The sequence below is a fragment of the Streptococcus sp. SK140 genome (assembly GCF_000259525.1).
Classification (GTDB): domain Bacteria; phylum Bacillota; class Bacilli; order Lactobacillales; family Streptococcaceae; genus Streptococcus.
In genome coordinates, this window is the sequence record NZ_AJML01000039.1 from 124,249 (window position 1) to 144,625 (window position 20,377).

Sequence of the window (20,377 nt, forward strand, 5' to 3'; positions counted from 1 at the left end):
TTAATAATATTCTCTCGGAATTCGATCACTGAGGAGACAAACTACCTCATAATTGATGGTTCCACGGTAAACCGCTACATCTGTTGCAGTAATCTCCTTGTCCCCGTTTGAGCCAATCAAGGTTACCTTGGTACCCAATGGATAAAGCTTAGGCAAACGAACCGTGATTTGGTCCATGGATACACGTCCTACGATGGGGCACAATTGTCCATCCACCAGAACTGAGAAATTCTGCATATCCCGTGTCCAACCATCTGCATAACCTATCGGTACCGTTGCAATGACTTGCTCACCGTCTGCTTGATAAGTTGCTCCGTAACCCATACAAGCCCCAGCTGGGACTGTTTTAACATGAACAATAGCTGACTCCAAAGTTAAGGCTGGTTTTAGTTCATAAGGCAATTCCAAAACTTGTCCACTTGGATTGAGACCATACATGGAATCTCCCATGCGAACAGCACTGAAAATAGTTTCTGCATGCCATAGAGTCGTTGCGGAGTTACTAGCATGAACCAATTCTGGTACTTCTTGCAAGCCAGCAAGTATTTCCTTGAAACACTCTAACTGTTCCTTAAAATAGCTATCCGACTCTTCATCAGCAGTTGCAAAGTGCGTAAAGATTCCCTCAATATTTGCTCCATATTCCTTGAGTAAAGTTTGAGCTTGCGCTGCCTCGCTTGCACTTCTAAAACCAATTCGCCCCATACCTGAGTCAATTTTAAGGTGAACAGTTAATCCTGATAAGTCTGACTCTGTCGCTATGAGTTTCTGGATCCATTCCAATCCAGCCACTGTCAAAGTAATAGCATACTCCTTAGCCAATGAAAGAGATTCAACCTCAGATACTCCCAAAATAAGAATTTTCTTAGAAATTCCTGCTTGACGGAGTTCGAGGGCTTCATCGATATTAGAAACGCAAAAGCCGTCAACATCATCCTGGATAGCCGTCGCAACAGCTACCGCTCCGTGTCCGTAGGCATTGGCTTTCACAACCGCCCATTTAAGAGTATCTTTAGGAATGTGCTCTCCCATTTGTTGGATATTGTAGCGGATAGCCCCCAGATCGATGAGGGCCTTGGTTGGTCTATGTGGACTAGTTTTCATAATCTTCCTCCAAAATAACACTAGCTGTCACAAACTGATCTGTATGGCTGATCGATAGCCAAACTTTTCCTGAAAACGGGGATTTGCTGAAGTAAGGAGCCCCTCTTTCATTGTTCAAAACTTCCAAGTCCTGAAAACCTAATTTCCCAATTCCCGTTCCCATAGCCTTTGAGAAAGCCTCTTTTGCTGACCAACGCCCAGCCAAATACTCGATCTGCCTACGACCTTTGAGACTGGCAAAGCGCACCATTTCCTTGTCTGTCAAGACACGCCGTGCAAATCCTTCTCTTTTTTCAACTGCATTTTGTATAGAAGCTAATGCTTCGATATCAATTCCGTGTCCAACTATCATTTTCGTCAAAAGGAGTTGAGATACCACCAACTCCATCCTTTTCACTTATTTGTTAAGGTAGTATAGATTTCTTCTACTAGGGCTACTGTATTTTCCCATCCTAGACATGGATCTGTAATAGAGCAACCAAAGATTTCTGGTTGGTTTTGGCGACCATCTGCCAAGTAGGATTCAATCATGAAACCTCGAACTGTTTTCTTAATCTTTTCATTCCAGTCACGATTGAGCAGAGCTTGACGAACAATTCGAATTTGCTCCATATATTGCTTCCCTGAATTATCATGGTTGGTATCAATCATGATAAAGGGATTTTCAAGCCCCATAGACTCGTAACGCCCGATAGCATTTAAGAGAGTTTCATAGTAGAAGTTTGGTTCATTTTTCCCATATTCATTCATAGCTCCACGAAGGATAACGTGAGCTAGGGGATTACCTGAAGTCTCAACTTCTTGTCCATGGTAAAGAAATGTTTGCTTGTTTTGTGCAGCATAGATGGCATTAAACATAACAGACAGATTTCCAGAGGTTGGATTTTTCATACCCACTGGTGCATCAATCCCTGAAGCTACAAAACGGTGTTCCTGGTCTTCTACCGAACGTGCACCCACTGCATGGTAGCTCACCAAGTCGTCAACCAAGACTAGATTGGATGGATAAAGCATTTCATCCGCTGTAGTCAATCCAGTTTCTGTAATCACTCGATAATGAAGTTGACGAACAGCCTGCAAACCATTAATCAAACTTGGTGCTTTAGAAGTATCTGGCTGATGAACCAACCCCTTGTAGCCATCTCCATTGGTACGTGGCTTGGCTGTGTAAACACGCATGACCATGAAAATCTTATCTGCAACTTTTTTCTGCAAGTCTGCCAAACGGCGAGCATACTCAAGGACTGCTTCTTCATTGTCAGACGAACAAGGTCCAATGACCAAAAGAATACGGTCATCCTTACCTGAAAGAATGTCTGCTAGTTCTTGGTCTCGGCTTTCCTTATGTTGCAAGGCTTCTGCAGACAGCTGTGTTTCCGCCTTAATCGCTTCAATATCGATTTCTTGACCTTTTTCAATAAATGCCATACTATTCTCCTAGTCTTTGGTAGATTTCGCGAACAAGAGCTTCAGTATTTTCCCATCCTAGACATGGATCGGTGATAGATTTCCCAAAGACCTCTGGTTCATTTTGACGACCGTCTTCTAGATAAGACTCAATCATGAAGCCACGAACATATTTTTTAATCTTTTCATTCCAGTCACGGTTAATCAAGGTCTGACGAACGATGCGAATCTGATCCATATACTGCTTGCCTGAGTTATCATGGTTGGTATCAATGATGATAAATGGATTTTCGAGGCCCATCTTTTCATACTGGGCAATGGTATCCATCAAATTATCGTAGTAATAGTTTGGAATGTTTTTCCCGTATTCATTGAGGGCACCACGGAGAATAGCATGCGATAGAGGATTTCCAGTCGTTTCAACTTCTTTCCCTAGGAAAAGGAAACTTTGTTTGTTTTGAGCCGCATAAATACCGTTGAACATGACATTGAGATTTCCAGACGTTGGATTTTTAAAACCTGTCGCAAAATCTGCTCCACTAGCTACAAAACGGTGTTGTTGGTCTTCAACCGAACGAGCTCCAACTGCCATGTAAGAAATCAAGTCATCTACCAAAGGAAGGTTTTCTGGGTACAACATCTCATCCGCTGTCGTCATTCCTGTTTCAGAAATAACACGGTAATGCAGGTGACGAACCGCCTTGATCCCATTGATGAGACTAGGTGCTTCTTTGGCATTTGGTTGGTGAATCAAGCCCTTATAACCATCACCATTAGTACGTGGTTTAGCAGTGTAGACACGCATCACCATAAAGACGCGGTCTTTTACTTCTTCTTGCAGTTTTGCCAAACGCTTGGCATACTCAAGAACTGCTTCTTCATTGTCAGACGAACACGGACCAATCACTAACAAAATGCGTTGATCTTCACCACGAATAATCGCTTCAAGTTCTTGATCGCGTTGTTGTTTATTGGCAAGTGCCTGTCCTTCTAATTTAGACAAACTACGAACTTCTTCAATATTAATTTTAGGGCTTTTGGCTGTAAATACCATGATTCATCCTCCTTATAAAGCAAACGGACGCCAAGCGAAAATTCACTTTTCACTAGGCATCCGCCTGAAAATTAGTCATTCTTAATGTCGTTTACCGTGACAGTTTTTAAATTTCTTACCAGAACCACATGGGCACAAGTCGTTACGCTTAACTTGGCTAAGATCCAAATCTGCAGGAAGCTCAGTCTGTTGCGCAGCAATATTACGAGTTGCTGTCGTACTGATATGACGCTCTGCTTGTGGACGCTCTTGTTCATGAATTTGTGCTTTCATCATCAAACGAGTCACATCAAACTCAATGGAACCAATCATATCATTAAACATACGGAAACCTTCGGCTTGATACTCAACGACTGGGTTATTCTGAGCATAACCACGGAGACCAACAGCATTACGTAACTGATCAAGAGCATCAATATGGTCTGTCCACTTGTTGTCTACAACACGTAGAATCAAGACTTTTTGGAATTCTTTAACAGCTTCCTCATCACGAAGCTTAGCAACTTGGCTATCGTAGACTTTCAAGGCACGTTGGTAAAGTTCATCTTTGATCGCTTGGTCTGACAAACCTTCTAGGTCTGAAAGTGAAATTGAATCTTCTGGAAGCAAGTTGTATCTTGCAAAATTCAAGATAGCTTCTAGTTTTTCATCTTGTTTAGCACGCGCATGATTATCAACAACACGATTAATAGTGCGTTTAATCATTGCATGAATCTCAGGAGCCAAGTCGCGATCAGCAGTGATGACATCGTAACGTTGTGAGTAGATAATCTCACGTTGCTCACGCATAACATCATCGTATTGAAGGACTTGTTTACGTGTGTCGTAGTTGTTTCCTTCAACACGTTTTTGTGCTGCTTCAACCTGACGTGTCAACATACGAGATTTGATCGCTTCGTCTGACATATTGAGACGTTCAAAGACACCCTTCAAGCGTTCTGAACCGAAACGTTTCATCAAATCATCTTCAAGAGAAAGGTAAAATTGAGATTCCCCTGGGTCCCCTTGTCGTCCTGAACGTCCACGAAGCTGGTTATCGATACGACGACTTTCATGGCGTTCTGTACCAATGACACAAAGTCCACCAAGTTCACGAACACCTTCACCTAGCTTAATATCAGTACCACGACCGGCCATGTTGGTCGCGATTGTAACTGCACCACGTTGGCCAGCATTCATGATGATTTGAGCTTCTTTATAGTGGTTCTTGGCATTCAATACTTCGTGAGGAACTCCTGCAGCTACCAATTTTTTAGAAATATAATCACTGGTTTCAACAGCAACAGTACCTACCAAGACTGGTTGACCTTTTTGGTAGCGAGCTTTTACATCTTCAACAACAGCCTTAAATTTAGCTTCAAGACTAGCATAAAGTACGTCTGGATGGTCAATACGTTGAACTGGACGGTTTGTTGGGATTGGAATAACACGAATATTATAGATTTCGCGGAACTCCTCTTCCTCTGTCTTACCAGTACCTGTCATCCCTGACAATTTCTTATACATACGGAAGAGGTTTTGGTAGGTAATAGAAGCTGAAGTCTTGGTTTCATCTTGGATTGGCACACCTTCTTTTGCTTCAATAGCTTGGTGCAAACCATCAGAATAACGACGACCTTCCATGGTACGACCGGTAAATTGGTCGACAATCAAGATTTCCTGCTCTTCGCTGACCACATAGTCAATATCAAGAATCATGATGTAGTTAGCACGAAGGGCATTGTCTATAAAGTGAGTCAAGGCTACGTTTTCGATATCGTAGAGATTTTCTAGTTTGAAGTAGCTTTCAGCCTTGTCAATACCAGAATCAGACAGACCAATTGTCTTAGACTGAATATCAATGATATAGTCATCCTTATCCAAAGACTTCACAAAATGGTCAGCCATATGGTAGAGTTGACTGGTTTCAACTGCATTGGCTCCTGAAACGATCAAAGGAGTACGAGCTTCGTCGATCAAGATTGAGTCAACCTCATCGACCAAGGCGTAGTTGAGTGGACGTTGAACCATATTTTCGGCACGAACGACCATGTTATCACGAAGATAATCGAAACCAATCTCTGAGTTTGTTGAATAAGTGATATCACACTCATAAGCTTCTTTTTTCTCCATTGGAGATTTGGCTGCCAAGTTGATCCCAACTGACAAGCCGAGCCATGAGTACAACTCACCCATCTCAGTCGCGTCACGTTCTGATAGGTATTCATTGACCGTAACTACGTGAACACCTTTACCTGAAAGGGCGTTAAGGTATACTGGCATAGTCGCTGTCAAGGTTTTCCCCTCACCAGTACGCATCTCAGGAACGTCACCATGGTGAAGAACGATTCCCCCCATAACCTGAACCTTATACGGGAAAAGACCAAGAACACGCTTAGCTCCCTCGCGTACAACAGCAAACGCCTCATACAAAAGTTGGTCAAGAGTCTCACCATTTTGATAGCGTTGTTTGAATTCTTCTGTTTTTGCTTTCAATTGCTCGTCTGTTAACGCAGCCATTTCATCTTCATATTTGAGGACTTTATCAGCCATCTTTTCTAGGCGGCGGAGTTCCCCTTTATCATTTTCGATGATTGTTTTTAATAAATTTGCCATTTTTTTCCTTACTTTAAATTCTGAATATTTTAGAATGTTCTTTTTATTGTAGCATATTTGCCCAATTTTTTCAAGAAATATTCCGTTTTCCCTTAGGGCAAAAAAGGGCTAATCATCGAGATTAGTTCCCTTAAAATTCCTCCTCTTAGCTTCATTTTTCCTAATTTGAACTTCTACTCAACTTCAGCATTGAGAAACGAAGCATCCTTCAGTTATTAGGCACTAATTTCCTCAGTTCTCTCAAGGAAGATTAGCCTTATTCTTTTCCAACTTCAATTTTTTCATAAATTTTAGACAAGTATAAACTATCCAGTCATTGAGTAAGGATAAAAAGACTAAAACTATCCATATCAACCACCTAGCTAAATCCTTGGGTTCTAGTAAAATAAAATTAAATAAGATTAGCGAAAAAAGAGTGAAAGCTAGACTAAACAAGGCCATGAGAGGTAAATAAATCCAGTAAAAGTAGTAAAGGAGTGAAAAGTGTTTTCTTCCTGGTCGTGCCTTCCTTTGCCAACTAAAAAAGAAAAAATAGGGCACTAAAATCAACAATTGTAGCAACTTCTCCATCTCATCACCTCCAGAACTGTTTCCTATTTTTATTATAGCAAAAAGACCTGGAAAGTAGTTTCCAGATCTTGCAATTCTTAGAAATAAACGGCCAGTCTACTGTTTTGATGTAGAAGTACTAAAGTCAACCTTTGGAGCTGTCTTGGCTTCTTCGCTTTCTTTGAAGGTTTCTGCTTCTTTAAAGTTCATCATATTAGCAAAGAGAACAGTTGGGAAGCTTCTTAATTTTTGATTGTAGTCAGTTGCTGCCTGGTTGTAATCCTTGCGGGCTACAAAAATACGATTTTCGCTTCCAGCCAACTCCGTCATGAGTTGTTCCACATTTTGATTGCTCTTAAGCTCAGGATAGTTCTCTGTCAACACAAGTAGGCGTGAAATAGCTGAACTCAACTCACCTTGAGCCTCTTGGTTTTCCTTTGAAGTAACAGAGCCATTCCCAATTTTTGCACGTGCTTCTGCAATCTGGGTGAAGACCTCTGTCTCATGGTTCATTTGTCCCTTTACAGACTCTACCAAATTTCCAATCAAGTCTGAACGACGTTGAAGAGCTGTCGCTACATTTGCTTGAGCTTGTTCTACCTTGGTCTGTTCGGAGACAAGACCGTTATAAGTACCTACAACCGAGCAACCTCCCAGCAAGATAATGGCTAGTAAAATGCTCAATACATAAATGATTCCTTTATTTTTCATATCTAAACCTACTCATTTCTTTAAATTTTATACTGACATTACCAATCATCAGATGAACCTCCACCATCAAAGCCTCCGCCGTCCCAGCCACCAGAAGAATCTGAACCTGAGTCTGACCAAGACGAATCCGAATCGGATGAGTCACTAAACCACCAGCCACCGTCAGAGGAATCTCCTCCTCGGCCACCGCCGCCTCCTCTAATAATGGCTATAAATATGATAATGAAATAAATGATTATCCCGACTCCGAACACATTGTCCATAGGATCACTGTTCTTACGATGACTAGACGAGCTACTATTTCGACTCGATTTTTTACCACTGATGCTATCAGAGTAACGTCTGATTTTGGCGGAAGCATCTGCAAACGACGTTTCATCAGATGAAAAGGTTCCACTTCCCTTATAAAACTGATTATCCAAAGCTTTGGCAATCGCTAGAATCCCCTTACTATAGTCCCCATTTTTAAAATCTGTACGACTGGCTGCCAGGATCTGCTTGGTTTGGTAGTCTGTTATTCTAATTGCGGTATTATTACTTGTTTCAATCCTTGATTTACGATCTTGAACAGCTACCACAATCAAACTTCCAAAATTATCTCCTGAATAACCTATTTTCCAGGCTCTAGCCGTCTCATTAGCGACCGTTTCAATGTTTTCTCCTTCTAAACTGTCCACGATATAAACTCCCACTTGAAGCTTTTCTGCCTTTTTACTATTAGCTTCATTCAAATCACGAATTTGTGTGATAGTGTCCTCTGTCAAATAATGATTTGGATCGTAGATACCATAGTCTGGTTTTTCAGGTGCTGTGAATGCTGATAAGAAGAGAAATACCATCAGCAATCCAAGGATACGCGCCAAGAAACTTTTCTTTAACAATCTATATTTTTTCATAATAACCTCCCTGTGTAAGGAAAATTGTTTAGAGAATTATAGCATTTTGATTTTTACAAAGAAAGTACATTTTCATTACAAATCTATGACAAAAACTAAGAAAATGATGTTTTTTTGATGACAAATCGGACTCTCTATTCTGCATTAAATGGTCTAAATTCCCACCATATTGACTGCAATCTCTAGAAGGAATAATCAGAAGCACTCGGAACCAATCTTAGATAAATTTTGGATCTGTTGACAAGCCTTATTTCTTGGCATTATAGTTCATAAGATTTGCATTTCTTGATATCCAACAACTCATGACAAAAGAGAGGCTTTGAGAGGGAGGAATTCCTCTGTACTACACCCCCGAAAAATTTAACTTTCGGGGTCTATACATTCTTAAATCTACTAGTCTTTGTATTCTTGTGGAGAGAAATTTTTATTTTACAATATAATAAAAAATATAGTCATCAATATATTTATCTACTGATCAAACATTTTTAACCTTTTTTCCGTTATTCTCAAAATTTTCGAAATCACTTGATGAATTTATGATGTTTTAGCACTCTCTGTTAGGGGGGCTAATTCACTGGGTAATTTATTTTCAAAATAAATATAGGCTTCATCTGTCGTAGCGTTCAAATTATCTATTCACATGCTTTTTATAGTGAAAACTTCTACATCCTACGCGATAATCTATCTCAAAATAATAATAATGATCTCTGCCGTCCTTGGCATTTTCCTTGTTCAAGACAAAGTAGTCCTTTTGGTTGATAGCCATGGTTCGCAGAATATCATCAATCAAGAAAGTCAAGGGTACATTCATGGCAGAGTATTTTTGGAAATCTTCCTCAAAACGAATGTAGTCATCTGAGAAGTAATCCATCTGCAATTTGTTTTCATATAACTCTTTTCTAGTCATCAACTTCCTCCTGACAAAGTTGGATTGTGAGAATATCATCTACCCTTATTAATCGATAGCCTTCATCCGTTCTAACAGAGATTTCTTCGGGGGATAATGCTCTTACTTCACCCAATATCGTGCCTTTATGATTTTTCTCCTTGACAACAAAAGAGCCTTTTTGTCGTCCAACGTAGAGCTGGGAAAGCAGCAACAATTTCTCAACTGGATTCAAATCTGTTGATAAATCGACACGATTTTTTTCTGCACTGAGTGAACTCGTATGCTCCGATAGAAAAAAGCCCATCCACTTCTGCATGCCTGGATCTTGATAATCCCTCGCGGATTGGAAGGGCAAATAAGAGCGATCAATCATTTTAGTCCATCTAATCCTCCAGCAGAGTGCCCTCCGATCAGCTTACTTCTGGCAATACTTCTCGATGCATCCTCTAAGGCAGTTGCCTTCAAAAGGGAAGTAAAGCCGAATTGTTCTCGAATGGAATCAATGGCAGTCTGGAGCCTTTCTTCTTTTTCTAGCTTGTCAACATCATCAAAAAGGGAAATTAAAGAAAAGGACTCGTCCATCAATCCTGAATAACTAACGGCTACACTCCTGACAGCTCCAGAAGTATATTTGCTATGGAATAATTTCAGTACATAACTGACTAAAAGACTGGTATTATTGGTCGGCTCAACCTTCATCTGGGTATGGATGGAGCGTTTTTGTTCCTGCTTAGAAAATCCAAGATGAATAGACACAACTGTCGTCTTCTTTCTGGCCCGTCGAAGCCTGATAGCCACCTGCTCAGCCATCTCTCGGAAGATAACTTCGATATCTCGCTGCTTGACATAGTCTCTCGGTAAAATTTGCGAATTGCCTAAGCCGTGAGATTTTGGCTTATAAGGCTTATGAACATTACTCTCATCTATTCCATTGGCATGAAACCACAAGCGTAGTCCAGCTTGGCCAAGCTCCTTCTTCAGGACATCAGGATTGCTATTGGCTAATTCCTTAATCGAATAGATTTCCAAGCTATTTAAGCGCTTCTCCATCCGATGCCCAATCCCCCAAAAGTCGGTCATCTTTGGAATGGACCAGACCTTATCCTCCACATCTTGGTAAGACCAATTGGCTCGCATAGTCGGTGTGTGCTTGGCTTCATTATCCAAGGCCAACTTAGCAAGCAGAGGATTAGCGTTAGACATGCCGACTGTCGAGTAAATCCCGGTCTGCCGCCAGATATCTCTCTGGATACGAGCCGAAAGCATGTCCAGCTTATCTTTACGAGAAATCTGCTGATCTGGGACAAAATAATTGAGCGAACTGGTTAGATCAATAAAGCCTTCATCAATTGAATAAGGATAAATATCATCTGGACTGCCATAGTTCTGAAAGATTCGTTGGATTTCCATATTAACTGCGATATACTTGTCCATCCGAGGAGGGACAATGACGCTCACCCGAGCCCAATCCTCGATAAATTTCACATAAGCTGAACCCGTAGGTAGGCCTTGTTTCTTAGCATTGTAGTAGGAAAATTTGCGCGTCTTGATATCAAAAGGCAGGTCATGAGCACGGCCTACATTTGCTTTTCCAAAGACCTTTTTAAACATAGGCGAGGAGGCAAGAATAAGCCCAACAGAATTATCCGCCCGACTCATAACACAAAGGGAAGTTTTAAGAGGATGAAGCCCTCTTTCCACACACTCAACACTGGCATAAAAGGACTTCATATCGACAAAGGCAATATCACTTTTGGGCTCTCTGGAATAATCAAAGTAGCCCATAGACTATCCCTCCATTGGCACAAAATTACCCACGATAATGCCTACAATCCTCGGATCTTCTTCATAAGAGATGAAAATATCCTTGTATTTAGGATTGATAGAGACCAGACGTAAACCATCTTCTTCTCGATAGACCCGTTTGATATAGGTCTGGTTATTGCAAACCACTGCATAGACAGCACCGTCGTAATCAAACCCAGTCTCCCGAATCAGAGCCACGGAACCATTTTGATATTTGGGTTCCATAGAATCCCCTGATACCCAGGATGCAAAATCATGAGCCAGTTCTTCATTGAAATAAACCGTGTCAAAGTTTCGATCATCATAAACTGAAGCTCCGATACCAGCTGACATACGTTCGTAGACATGATACTCGAAAAGTTTTTCTGAAATAAGCATCACCTTCTTGGCTTGTTCTTCTTGAGCCAGATCGCGAGCATAGACCACTACCTTCTCTTTTCCTTGATTAGAGAGGCTGTTATAGAGACGGACAATTTCGATTTGGGTGAAATAACCTTTTGGCACTTTTAAAATCTCTTCTAGCTGTCTAACCTTTTCTTCGGAAGGTTCCTTGACTCCACGTTCCCAAGCTGAATAGGCCTGAAAACTAATCCCAAGCTGCTCTGCAATCTCCTTTTGTGTTAGCTTTAGCTCTTTTCTCCGAGCCTTAAGTTTTTCTGGTTGGTACATGTTTTACCTCCTAGTCTGATGTTTTCATTGAAGGTTGACTCTATTTTTTAAAATTCAACCATTTTGGTTTAGTTTTATTATATAAAAAAAGTAGACGAATGTCTACTGGGAATGTTGAGTTTTGGCAAACGACTGGTAATGATGATGCTATAGATTCCTTATCTCAAATATCGCCGTATGAATCCACTCGTTATTCATTTGAAAGTCATTTTCTATGATTTTACTAAAGGTGAAACCGTTTTTTAAAAGCACTCTCTGAGAAGCCAGATTGTCCCTTGCCGTTCCTGCAATGATTTTATGTAAACCATAAGTATGAAATGCCTTGTCTAAAACGAGTTTAACTGCTTCGCTTGCATATCCTAAATTAGTAACATTTTCTCCGATCCTATATCCAAGTTCTGCTGTTTTTCGATCATCCTCTAAGACACTTAAATTGATTCTTCCGACCATAGTACCTTGTGCATCTCTAATAAGATGCATGTAGACATCATGATTCTCTTGTTCCCTTAACAATTCCCTTGTAATTTCTTTAAAACCTTCTGAATCAAAATAGGTAGCTGGTCTAGGAGGTAAATTCCACTCAAAATACTCCCGATTTTCTTTTTCAAAAGAATAAACATCTATGCTATTTTCTTCAGACATCAGCTCTAAACTTATCATTGTAAAACATTTCCTATCGTTCTCTAGATTCAAATTTACTCATATTTACACAAAGTGACATTTACAGAATTTAAAGACATATCTTTATCTTTTCATATCGTATATACATTATAACACAACATACTCTGAACAAAAATAATACCCGTCAAGGTCCTCATAAATTCCAACATCTTGCTAAACAGGCTGGAATGAGCTTAGAAGCTATTTCCGAAGCTCTAACACATAGCGACACAGGTACAACACAGATTTATGTCAATACTTCTAATGTAGTCCCTATGGCAGTCGGTGAATTTGCCTTAAAGTCTCTAAAACAATAAGGTTAAAATAAGGTAAACTTTGAGGTGAACTTTTTCAAAAAACATAAAAAAAGCACCCATGAGGTAAACTCTTGAGTGCTTTGAAACGTTGATATAATAGTGTTGATTAACGTTTTGAGAATTGTGAAGCTTTACGAGCTTTCTTAAGACCTGGTTTGGAAAGTATGAATTTCAGTTGGACTAAAAACAGCGTAATATCAAGACTTTTCTCCGCTTTTATAAAAGCGTTTTTCCAATCAAATTCAACTAATTTTATCTAAATGGTGTGGATTTTACCCCCAAAATTACAGAGAATGGAGCTGATAAACACTAAACGTTCACACCATTAGTTAAATGATTTTTTTCATCATTTTTCTTAGATGATAGAACTTCTAATTTATTTCTTATTCAAGCAAAAACAACCTGCTATAAGTAAGAAAGAGGAAGATACAAGAAAAACACGGCGTAAAAACCGATTCAGTTCATTGTCCTCAATCCTTGTCTGCTTCATTTTCTTTTACGAGATCGTTTTGTGAATCTTTTTCAGAGAGTTTTTGATCAATATACTTGTCAATGTTTTCATAAAATTCCTTGGTCGCTTCACTATCTAATGTTGGCGAGTTCTGAACTTGATTCACTTTCAATTGAACAGATTGAATACCGTAAGAGGCTTGTTTTTGGTGGAGTGTTTCTAATTCTTCTTCTGAAATCGGATCTCCAACAACCGTCAAGACCAATTCATTGTTACTTGACTTGTAGACTTGATTAATAACCGTATAATTGGCGAACTCTTTTCCTACAAACTGTTTGATCCCTTCTTTGCGCGCTTGTTCTATTGTCAGAGTAACTGCCGAATAGCTAGCTGGAAGAATCAACAATACAATCAAAGAAATCAAGCCAATTCTCATTTTAATGCTCAGCTCTTTAAATGAAGTTAAAGGAGATTTTCTCATCAAAATTCTTGTTCCAACAATGTTGGCTAGCATGATAAAGACACAGTTGATCAAGAAAAGATAGAGAGCCCCCAATAAAAATCGTACATTCCCATTAGCTAAACCATAGCCAGCAGTACAGATAGGCGGCATCAAAGCTGTAGCAATGGCTACTCCTGGCACGATATTGTTTGCTTCTTTTTTCCTTGAACCGATCACACCAGCAATCCCACCAGCAATAGCAATGAGAACATCCCAAATGGTTGGAGAGGTTCGTGCGATCAACTCGCTACTTGCATAAGACAAGGGAGAAATCCAGAAATACAGAGTCGAGACAAGCAAACTGACCAACACTTGAGTCAATAAAACCTCTAGAGATTGCTTGATTAAACGCGTATCAAAAATAGCTAAACCGAATCCCAGTCCAACAATCGGTGTCATGAGAGGTGAAATTAACATGGCTCCAATAATAACAGCTGTTGAATTCATATTTAGACCGATAGAGGCAATAAAAATTGCACACATCAAAATCGCTGTATCTCTCAATCGAACATGAAGGTCATCGTATAATTTCTCACGGTATTCCCGTGTTGAATAATTGGCAGTCATTTGTCCTCTCCTCTTTCCTTATTTAAATCGGTATAATAATTAATAATAACAGCTGATAAACAGCCAAAAAATATGAGCCCATAAATCGTCAAGAAGACACTGGTAATCCTTCCAATCAAGGTCACAGCTAGGAGATCCCCGTAGCCGACAGTCGTCGAAGTCACAAAAGCATACCAAAGACCGTCTCCGTAATTTGTGATAGCAGGTTCAACTAGGAAAAGCACGCCTCCTGACCCAAAAACAAAGGTCACAAAACTCAGAGCAAACCGAGTAAAACCCGTAACCTGTATAATATGCCATAACATTTTTAAACGTCTCATTTGTTCTCCTTATTCATACTAGCTCCTGACCGAGCCGTTTTTTCCAATAATCAAAGTGAAGATAGGACATGATCTCCATCAGAGAAAGATAGACAAACTGATAGATCTGATTTAAGCTGATTATCAACTGATATTGTTTGAAAAATGACTGGAAGAAAGACCAGATATGACTGTCTTGAATCAGTCCCTTCTTAACATCAGACAGGATATTAGCTAAAGCTCCCAAGGACTGAAACGGTAAATCCTTGACATTTATATAGATCCGGTCCACCACATCATTCAGACTGGTATCTTGGATGGCATGAAATTCTCCAAAGAGAACTCCTGCCGCTCCAAGAGTAGAAACAAATTCCACCAAATAATTTCTGAGGAAATTTTCTCAACCTTTTCCCATAATGTGTTTAGTGCCATCCATAACGATCCCAACCAGAAAAAGGAAAGAAAACAAGCAAAGAAATTTTGCCGTAAATCCCAAAAAGCTTCAAGACTTGGTGTTGTTGGTTTTTCTAACTCTAAAATCAAGATGGTCATAATAATTGCTAGAACAGCATCTGTCAATACAATTAATCTGTCTTTCTTCATCGGATTGCATCCCCTTTCTTTTTTGTAACATTCTATCTTATCGCATAATATTGGATATTCTTTCATAATCCGACTACAAACAAAAATAAACCAAAAAGTCTGTCCCTATTATGCTATATTTAACTCTAGAAGTATTCATCCATCTAATTAATAAATATATCATATTTCACAATAAATGAATACTATCAAAGATTCATCCCCTTTCACTTCATCATTTAGTGTTGCTTAGATTTATCAAAAACAACCAAATTTGTATTAATTTCAAGTATCACCTAGTTACAAAAATTTGGGGTGAACAGAAAAAGCATCCCGTATTTTTGATACGAAATGCTTTCAATAAGTTTAAATAAGTTTTAACGTTTACTAAATTGTGATGCTTTACGAGCTTTTTTCAAGCCTGGTTTGGAAAGTATGGATTTCAGTTGGACTAAAAACAGCGTAATATAACGGCTTTTCAGAACTATATCTACTAATTAATTTCATAAAATATGAATCAATATCTTTAAAATAGGGGAATAGTTTAGGTCTGTAAGAATTAACTTATACACTTACAAGGTTTATTCTGATCGACTTTATAACTGTCTACGAAAAAAAGACAGAAATGAGAGATTGAGTGTGGGGAAAAAACTATTAGGTGTAGTTTCAATACTTCTACTAATGCTTTTGCTTATATTTAATGCAAGTAAATAGTCAATTCGTCCGAGCATTTCCTTCTCCATCTCCGTAGCAGAAAGTTGAGTTTATTTAACAAACTGATAAAATAATAGAGAAACTAGTTATTTCGAGGCCCAATCATGAACCTATCAAACGTATTTCAAAAATTATCCCCAAATACTCCCATCTTACAAGCTACCTTTGGTCTGGAGCGCGAATCTCTACGAATCAATACTGAAGGCCGTGTCGCTCAAACGCCACACCCTGAAAAATTGGGTTCTCGCAGTTTCCATCCCTATATCCAGACAGATTATAGCGAACCTCAACTAGAGCTCATTACACCGGTAGCACAGTCGACCACGGAAGCTCGTCGCTTCCTCGGGGCCATCACCGATGTGGCTATTCGCTCAATGGATAAGTCAGAATATCTTTGGCCTTTATCCATGCCACCTGTGATTGTAGAAGAAGAGATTCAGATTGCCCAGTTGGAAAGTGACTACGAGTATCAATACCGAGTTGGTTTGGCAGAACGCTACGGCAAATTGCTCCAGTCCATATCTGGAATTCACTATAATTTTGGACTCGGAAAAGATCTGACCCAGCAGCTCTTTGAAGTCAGTGACTATGACGATTTACTGACCTTCAAGAATGCCCTCTATCTCAAGTTAGCTCAGAACTTCTTGTGTTATCGCTGGCTCTTGACCTACCTTTACGGAGCAAGCCCGCTAGCAGAAAAAGGGTTTTTGACAGATGAAATTGGTTGCGTGCGGTCGATTCGTAACTCCAACTACGGCTATGTCAATGCCCCCGATGTTCACATTTCCTTCTCTTCACTGGAGCAATACGTGACCGACATCGAAAACGCTGTTGGATCTGGGCAACTGTCCTCTGAAAAAGAATTTTACTCTGCCATCCGTTTACGCGGTGCTAAGACTAGCCGGGACTTTTTGACTAAGGGCATCTCCTATCTAGAGTTCCGCAACTTTGACCTCAACCCCTTTGAGCCACTGGCAATCAGCCAAGAAACACTAGACACCACCCACCTCTTTGCACTCGCACTCTTGTGGCTAGACGACATGGAGCAAGTCGACGAAGAATTGGCAGTAGCTGCTACTCTCAACAACCAAATCGCTCTCAGCCATCCCCACACACCACTTCCTAAAGAGGCTGACCCTAAACCTATCGTGACAGCCATGAAGGACATCGTCGCTCACTTTGGACTGGATGACTATTATAGCCAGCTTATCACTAAGGTGGAGGCCTCTCTTCTTGATCCACGTTTGACCCTTTCTGGAAAAATAGCAGAGCAGGTTGAAGAAGGGTCCCTTGAAAAATTTGGCCAACAACAAGGACAAGCCTTTCATGACTATGCTTGGACAGCACCTTATGCCCTCAAAGGCTATGAAAACATGGAACTCTCCACCCAAATGATTCTCTTTGACGCCATTCAGCTGGGCTTGAACGTAGAAATTTTAGATGAGGAAGACCAATTTCTCAAACTCTGGCATGGTGACCATGTGGAGTACATTAAAAATGGCAACATGACATCCAAAGATAACTACGTAATTCCACTGGCCATGGCTAATAAGGTTGTGACCAAAAAGATTTTGGACAAGGCTGGTTTTCCAGTACCTGCGGGAGCAGAATTTGCTAACAAGGACGATGCCTTGCGGTACTACGGACAAATAGCCAACTCTGCTATTGTTGTCAAACCCAAATCCACCAACTTCGGTCTGGGCATTTCCATCTTCCAAGAGCCAACAAGCCTTTCTGGCTATGAAAAAGCCCTAGACATCGCCTTTTCGGAAGATAGCCATGTGCTAGTCGAGGAGTTTGTGGCAGGGACCGAGTACCGTTTCTTTATCTTGGATGGAAAATGCGAGGCTGTCCTGCTCCGCGTCGCGGCCAATGTCGTAGGCGACGGAAGCTCAAGCATCCGAGAATTAGTCGAAAAGAAAAACCAAGACCCTCTGCGTGGTCGCGACCATCGCTCACCTCTTGAAATCATCAATCTGGGTGATATTGAATTACTCATGTTGGAACAGCAGGGTTACACACCTGATACAGTCTTGCCTAAAGGTAGCCAAACCTTTCTGCGTGGTAATTCTAATATCTCAACTGGAGGCGACTCCATTGACATGACTGACCAGATGGGCGAGAGTTACAAACAACTAGCTGCCGATATGGCGACTGCTATGGGGGCTTGGGCCTGTGGAGTCGATTTGATTATCCCAGACTACACCAAGCCTGCTAGTAAGGAGCTACCAAATTGCACCTGTATCGAACTCAACTTCAATCCTGCCATGTACCTGCACGCCTATACTTACGTAGGGCCAGGACAACGTATCACACCGAAAATTTTACGGAAGTTGTTTGGAGAGATATGAGAATAAGATCAGAGATTTTCTGAGCTTACTTTTTTATATTTGATAAATGGTAAAATATAGTGCAACAAAAAACTCATAGAGCCCAATCTCGTGTAAACTGTAAGTAACCACACTAAACAGAACACGGGAGAAATCTATAAGCTACCATCATATTACCATAATTGAGCGAATTAAGATAGAGACTTACCTAGAATTAGGTCTCAAACCCTGCCAAATAGCTAGAAAATTAGGCGTTCACAAATCAACCTTCTCAAGAGAATTAAGTGTGGTAATGACACTTACTCTGCACAAGCAGCACAAACACACAATGAACAATTGGCGAAGCAGAAGGGAAGAAAATCGAGTTAGACTCCTGTGAATTGAAGTAGGAAATTAAAGAGCGATTACAATCTTCATGGTCTCCAGAACAAATTTGTAGTCGTTATCAACTTGAAAATAGGTCCATGGTGTCCTTCAAAATCCAATTTGTAAAATTAAGCTAGAAAAAAGCATCTCGTATTTTTGATACGAAATGCTTTTAATAAATGTAAATAAGTTTTAACGTTTACTAAATTGTGACGCTTTACGGGCCTTTTTCAAGCCTAGTTTGGAAAGTATGGATTTCAGTTGGACTAAAAACAGCGTAATACCAAGGATTTTCTGAACAATATCTACTTTTTAATTTCATAAAATCTGAATCAATATTTTTAAAATAGGGGAATAGTTTATAAGCATTAAAATAATACACCTAACTTTGGTCACCGTTTTTTAGTTATTCACTCTTTTTTCGTATAGTGTTTTTAAAGTTATGATGTAAAATGCCGCAATTAAAACACTATACATCATAATCGGAGGATAGACAATTAAGGATAGAATCAATCCCACTCCTTTAATTATTAGGTCAGGTATCAATGACTTTCTATATTGTGCGGTAGCTTCAAGTAATTCTTTCTGATCTATATTGGGTTTATCAATTACTTTATGTAAAAACCAGTTTGCTACCGTTGAAACAATAACGATCAGTCCATAAAAGAGCTGTGCCGTATGATTCATGAAATGACTACTAACTATTCCAGTAGCGTAGGGCATAAATGAAACAAAAAATAAAAGAAACAAATTCCACCAAACAATTTGTTGAGAAATTTTCTCAACCTTTTCCCATAATGTGTTTAGCGTCATCCATAACGATCCCAACCAGAAAAAAGAAAGAAAATAAGCAAAGAAATTTTGCCGTAAATCCCAAAAAGCTTGAAGACTTGGTGTCGTTGGTTTTTCTAATTCTAAGATTAGGATAGTCATTATAATTGCTAGAACCGCATCTGTCAATGCAATTAATCTATCTTTCTTCATCAGATTACATCGCCTTTCATTTTGTAGCATTCTATCTCATCGTATAATATTTATTAATCTTAAATATTGGATAGTCACTTCATATTTTGAGTACAAACAAGATACACTAAAAAGCATGTATCTGTCATATTTTATTTAACTTTAGAAATATTCATCCATCTAATCAATAAATATATCATATTTCACAATAAATGACTACTATCAAAGATACATTTTCTTTCAGATTTCTTCCTTTTCAACTTGGCTAACTTGACCTGCATTACCTAGGTCGCTTTGCTTTAAATTATACTTTTTTCTTAAACATTTGATACGAGTAGGTATTTCTTGTGAGTAATTTTCATCAAAAAATTTCATAGATAAGTCCTATATATAATCATGGTAAAGTAGTAAAAATAGTTGTTATCCTAGTTGATTAAAAAAGTCTTTGATTTCCTCATCTTTTATAAAATAATATATAATTTTCCCCTCTCTTCTAGTATCCAAGATATTTTGATTGGCTAGTTTACGAAGATGGTGGGAGGCAGATGCCATACTGAGATTTAGTAAACAGGCTATATCACAGACACAGAGTTCTTCAACAGCAAGGAGATAAAAGATGATATTTATCTGTTTATTATCGGTAAACTTTGATAAAATACGAAGTGATTTTTGGACTTTTTCCTTTTCAAGGTAGTTCGTTGCGGTTGTAACGTTTTGTTGATTTATAATATTCACTTGGCATATACTATCTTTTTTCATAATTTTTTCTCCTAGCCGAACACAGTCCTTAGCATGTCAAAGCTGTTGTTTTCAATCAGGATATACATCCCCAATCCTAAATAAACAACGGCAATAAACCATCTGCTATATTTCTCCAAAGTTTCTCCAACAGAAGGGACTTGTGCCAATTTTTGGGCAGAAAAAACCAAGAGATAAATCATGACTAGAA

The 20,377-nt window shown here is 39.4% G+C and carries 21 protein-coding genes and 2 pseudogenes; 3 read left to right on the plus strand and 20 right to left on the minus strand.

Annotated elements, in window-relative coordinates; genetic code table 11:
- The 12 genes from alr to HMPREF1116_RS10580 all read right to left on the minus strand — a co-directional run bounded on the left by alr (position 1) and on the right by HMPREF1116_RS10580 (position 12,340).
- Entirely contained in the window at positions 1 to 1,104 is a 1,104-nt protein-coding gene (alr, locus tag HMPREF1116_RS10520) for an alanine racemase (protein ID WP_000858362.1), read from the minus strand.
- The gene (gene acpS / locus HMPREF1116_RS10525) at positions 1,094 to 1,456 is read right to left on the minus strand and encodes a holo-ACP synthase (protein ID WP_025171308.1); all 363 of its coding nucleotides are present in this window, start codon (positions 1,454 to 1,456) and stop codon (positions 1,094 to 1,096) included. The genes alr and acpS overlap by 11 nt, the downstream gene beginning before the upstream one ends.
- Positions 1,457 to 1,497: 41 nt before the next feature.
- Complete coding sequence (locus tag HMPREF1116_RS10530; RefSeq protein WP_000864039.1) at positions 1,498 to 2,532, minus strand: 3-deoxy-7-phosphoheptulonate synthase; 1,035 nt, start codon at positions 2,530 to 2,532, stop codon at positions 1,498 to 1,500.
- A 1-nt stretch (position 2,533) separates the two neighbouring features.
- On the minus strand, positions 2,534 to 3,565 hold the full coding sequence (locus HMPREF1116_RS10535) for a 3-deoxy-7-phosphoheptulonate synthase (protein WP_000232201.1): 1,032 nt from the start codon (positions 3,563 to 3,565) through the stop codon (positions 2,534 to 2,536).
- An 81-nt stretch (positions 3,566 to 3,646) separates the two neighbouring features.
- Positions 3,647 to 6,160, minus strand: a complete 2,514-nt coding sequence (gene secA / locus HMPREF1116_RS10540) for a preprotein translocase subunit SecA (protein WP_000002003.1) — start codon at positions 6,158 to 6,160, stop codon at positions 3,647 to 3,649.
- A gap of 666 nt (positions 6,161 to 6,826) precedes the next feature.
- Positions 6,827 to 7,420, minus strand: a complete 594-nt coding sequence (locus HMPREF1116_RS10550; RefSeq protein WP_000790850.1) for a LemA family protein — start codon at positions 7,418 to 7,420, stop codon at positions 6,827 to 6,829.
- 38 nt (positions 7,421 to 7,458) lie between these two features.
- Positions 7,459 to 8,316 carry a TPM domain-containing protein gene (locus HMPREF1116_RS10555; protein ID WP_000760785.1) on the minus strand — a complete coding sequence of 286 codons (858 nt, stop codon included), beginning with the start codon at positions 8,314 to 8,316 and terminating at the stop codon, positions 7,459 to 7,461.
- A gap of 628 nt (positions 8,317 to 8,944) precedes the next feature.
- A complete protein-coding gene (locus tag HMPREF1116_RS10560) occupies positions 8,945 to 9,223 on the minus strand; it encodes a DUF5960 family protein (RefSeq protein ID WP_000196990.1) in 279 nt (92 codons plus the stop codon).
- Positions 9,216 to 9,578 (minus strand): hypothetical protein, encoded by a 363-nt coding sequence (locus HMPREF1116_RS10565; protein ID WP_000567213.1) that lies wholly within the window; start codon positions 9,576 to 9,578, stop codon positions 9,216 to 9,218. Before HMPREF1116_RS10565 ends, HMPREF1116_RS10560 begins: the two co-directional genes overlap by 8 nt.
- The gene (locus HMPREF1116_RS10570) at positions 9,575 to 10,990 is read right to left on the minus strand and encodes a Y-family DNA polymerase (protein WP_000540266.1); all 1,416 of its coding nucleotides are present in this window, start codon (positions 10,988 to 10,990) and stop codon (positions 9,575 to 9,577) included. Before HMPREF1116_RS10570 ends, HMPREF1116_RS10565 begins: the two co-directional genes overlap by 4 nt.
- Positions 10,991 to 10,993: 3 nt before the next feature.
- Positions 10,994 to 11,680, minus strand: a complete 687-nt coding sequence (locus HMPREF1116_RS10575; RefSeq protein WP_000284673.1) for an XRE family transcriptional regulator — start codon at positions 11,678 to 11,680, stop codon at positions 10,994 to 10,996.
- Positions 11,681 to 11,827: 147 nt separating this feature from the next.
- Positions 11,828 to 12,340 (minus strand): GNAT family N-acetyltransferase, encoded by a 513-nt coding sequence (locus HMPREF1116_RS10580; protein ID WP_000624251.1) that lies wholly within the window; start codon positions 12,338 to 12,340, stop codon positions 11,828 to 11,830.
- A gap of 170 nt (positions 12,341 to 12,510) precedes the next feature.
- Between HMPREF1116_RS10580 and HMPREF1116_RS12590 the strand changes: the two are divergent.
- Positions 12,511 to 12,657: pseudogene (locus HMPREF1116_RS12590) on the plus strand (site-specific integrase); the annotation flags it as partial.
- Between the two features lie 470 nt (positions 12,658 to 13,127).
- Here HMPREF1116_RS12590 and HMPREF1116_RS10585 read toward each other — a convergent pair.
- The 4 genes from HMPREF1116_RS10585 to HMPREF1116_RS10595 are packed head-to-tail and all read right to left on the minus strand — an operon-like array spanning position 13,128 to position 15,079.
- Positions 13,128 to 14,177 (minus strand): DUF389 domain-containing protein, encoded by a 1,050-nt coding sequence (locus HMPREF1116_RS10585; protein WP_000126416.1) that lies wholly within the window; start codon positions 14,175 to 14,177, stop codon positions 13,128 to 13,130.
- Positions 14,174 to 14,497, minus strand: coding sequence for a potassium channel family protein (locus tag HMPREF1116_RS10590; RefSeq protein WP_001253404.1), 324 nt, complete (start codon positions 14,495 to 14,497; stop codon positions 14,174 to 14,176). Before HMPREF1116_RS10590 ends, HMPREF1116_RS10585 begins: the two co-directional genes overlap by 4 nt.
- A 13-nt stretch (positions 14,498 to 14,510) precedes the next feature.
- Complete coding sequence (locus tag HMPREF1116_RS0102460; protein WP_000397556.1) at positions 14,511 to 14,852, minus strand: hypothetical protein; 342 nt, start codon at positions 14,850 to 14,852, stop codon at positions 14,511 to 14,513.
- Positions 14,777 to 15,079 (minus strand): TMEM175 family protein, encoded by a 303-nt coding sequence (locus HMPREF1116_RS10595; protein ID WP_004240734.1) that lies wholly within the window; start codon positions 15,077 to 15,079, stop codon positions 14,777 to 14,779. The genes HMPREF1116_RS0102460 and HMPREF1116_RS10595 overlap by 76 nt, the downstream gene beginning before the upstream one ends.
- A 794-nt stretch (positions 15,080 to 15,873) precedes the next feature.
- On the opposite strand from HMPREF1116_RS10595, the gene gshAB reads away from it, so the two are divergent.
- Complete coding sequence (gene gshAB, locus HMPREF1116_RS10600) at positions 15,874 to 18,120, plus strand: bifunctional glutamate--cysteine ligase GshA/glutathione synthetase GshB (protein ID WP_001054315.1); 2,247 nt, start codon at positions 15,874 to 15,876, stop codon at positions 18,118 to 18,120.
- Positions 18,121 to 18,256: 136 nt separating this feature from the next.
- A pseudogene (locus HMPREF1116_RS12525) lies at positions 18,257 to 18,578 on the plus strand (transposase); the annotation flags it as partial.
- A 289-nt stretch (positions 18,579 to 18,867) separates the two neighbouring features.
- Here the strand turns inward: HMPREF1116_RS12525 and HMPREF1116_RS10605 are convergent.
- From HMPREF1116_RS10605 to HMPREF1116_RS12005, 4 genes are all read right to left on the minus strand, one after another.
- Entirely contained in the window at positions 18,868 to 19,449 is a 582-nt protein-coding gene (locus tag HMPREF1116_RS10605; RefSeq protein WP_025171309.1) for a TMEM175 family protein, read from the minus strand.
- A gap of 219 nt (positions 19,450 to 19,668) precedes the next feature.
- Positions 19,669 to 19,803 carry a hypothetical protein gene (locus tag HMPREF1116_RS12470; RefSeq protein ID WP_000667627.1) on the minus strand — a complete coding sequence of 45 codons (135 nt, stop codon included), beginning with the start codon at positions 19,801 to 19,803 and terminating at the stop codon, positions 19,669 to 19,671.
- Positions 19,804 to 19,848: 45 nt separating this feature from the next.
- Entirely contained in the window at positions 19,849 to 20,187 is a 339-nt protein-coding gene (gene cadX, locus HMPREF1116_RS10610) for a Cd(II)/Zn(II)-sensing metalloregulatory transcriptional regulator CadX (RefSeq protein WP_000711083.1), read from the minus strand.
- An 11-nt stretch (positions 20,188 to 20,198) separates the two neighbouring features.
- A partial coding sequence (locus tag HMPREF1116_RS12005) for a cadmium resistance transporter (protein WP_000707842.1) occupies positions 20,199 to 20,377 on the minus strand: 179 nt, incomplete at its 5' end.

Coding starts and splice junctions, on each gene's coding strand:
- HMPREF1116_RS10550 (WP_000790850.1), bottom strand. CDS start 7,420: ATGAAAAATAAAGGAATCATTTATGTATTGAGCATTTTACTAGCCATT.
- HMPREF1116_RS10595 (WP_004240734.1), bottom strand. CDS start 15,079: ATGAAGAAAGACAGATTAATTGTATTGACAGATGCTGTTCTAGCAATT.
- HMPREF1116_RS10590 (WP_001253404.1), bottom strand. CDS start 14,497: ATGAGACGTTTAAAAATGTTATGGCATATTATACAGGTTACGGGTTTT.
- HMPREF1116_RS10605 (WP_025171309.1), bottom strand. CDS start 19,449: ATGAAGAAAGATAGATTAATTGCATTGACAGATGCGGTTCTAGCAATT.
- HMPREF1116_RS10585 (WP_000126416.1), bottom strand. CDS start 14,177: ATGACTGCCAATTATTCAACACGGGAATACCGTGAGAAATTATACGAT.
- HMPREF1116_RS10535 (WP_000232201.1), bottom strand. CDS start 3,565: ATGGTATTTACAGCCAAAAGCCCTAAAATTAATATTGAAGAAGTTCGT.
- HMPREF1116_RS10560 (WP_000196990.1), bottom strand. CDS start 9,223: ATGACTAGAAAAGAGTTATATGAAAACAAATTGCAGATGGATTACTTC.
- HMPREF1116_RS12470 (WP_000667627.1), bottom strand. CDS start 19,803: ATGAAATTTTTTGATGAAAATTACTCACAAGAAATACCTACTCGTATC.
- HMPREF1116_RS10580 (WP_000624251.1), bottom strand. CDS start 12,340: ATGATAAGTTTAGAGCTGATGTCTGAAGAAAATAGCATAGATGTTTAT.
- HMPREF1116_RS10575 (WP_000284673.1), bottom strand. CDS start 11,680: ATGTACCAACCAGAAAAACTTAAGGCTCGGAGAAAAGAGCTAAAGCTA.
- HMPREF1116_RS10555 (WP_000760785.1), bottom strand. CDS start 8,316: ATGAAAAAATATAGATTGTTAAAGAAAAGTTTCTTGGCGCGTATCCTT.
- HMPREF1116_RS10570 (WP_000540266.1), bottom strand. CDS start 10,990: ATGGGCTACTTTGATTATTCCAGAGAGCCCAAAAGTGATATTGCCTTT.
- acpS (WP_025171308.1), bottom strand. CDS start 1,456: ATGATAGTTGGACACGGAATTGATATCGAAGCATTAGCTTCTATACAA.
- secA (WP_000002003.1), bottom strand. CDS start 6,160: ATGGCAAATTTATTAAAAACAATCATCGAAAATGATAAAGGGGAACTC.
- cadX (WP_000711083.1), bottom strand. CDS start 20,187: ATGAAAAAAGATAGTATATGCCAAGTGAATATTATAAATCAACAAAAC.
- HMPREF1116_RS10530 (WP_000864039.1), bottom strand. CDS start 2,532: ATGGCATTTATTGAAAAAGGTCAAGAAATCGATATTGAAGCGATTAAG.
- HMPREF1116_RS10565 (WP_000567213.1), bottom strand. CDS start 9,578: ATGATTGATCGCTCTTATTTGCCCTTCCAATCCGCGAGGGATTATCAA.
- gshAB (WP_001054315.1), top strand. CDS start 15,874: ATGAACCTATCAAACGTATTTCAAAAATTATCCCCAAATACTCCCATC.
- alr (WP_000858362.1), bottom strand. CDS start 1,104: ATGAAAACTAGTCCACATAGACCAACCAAGGCCCTCATCGATCTGGGG.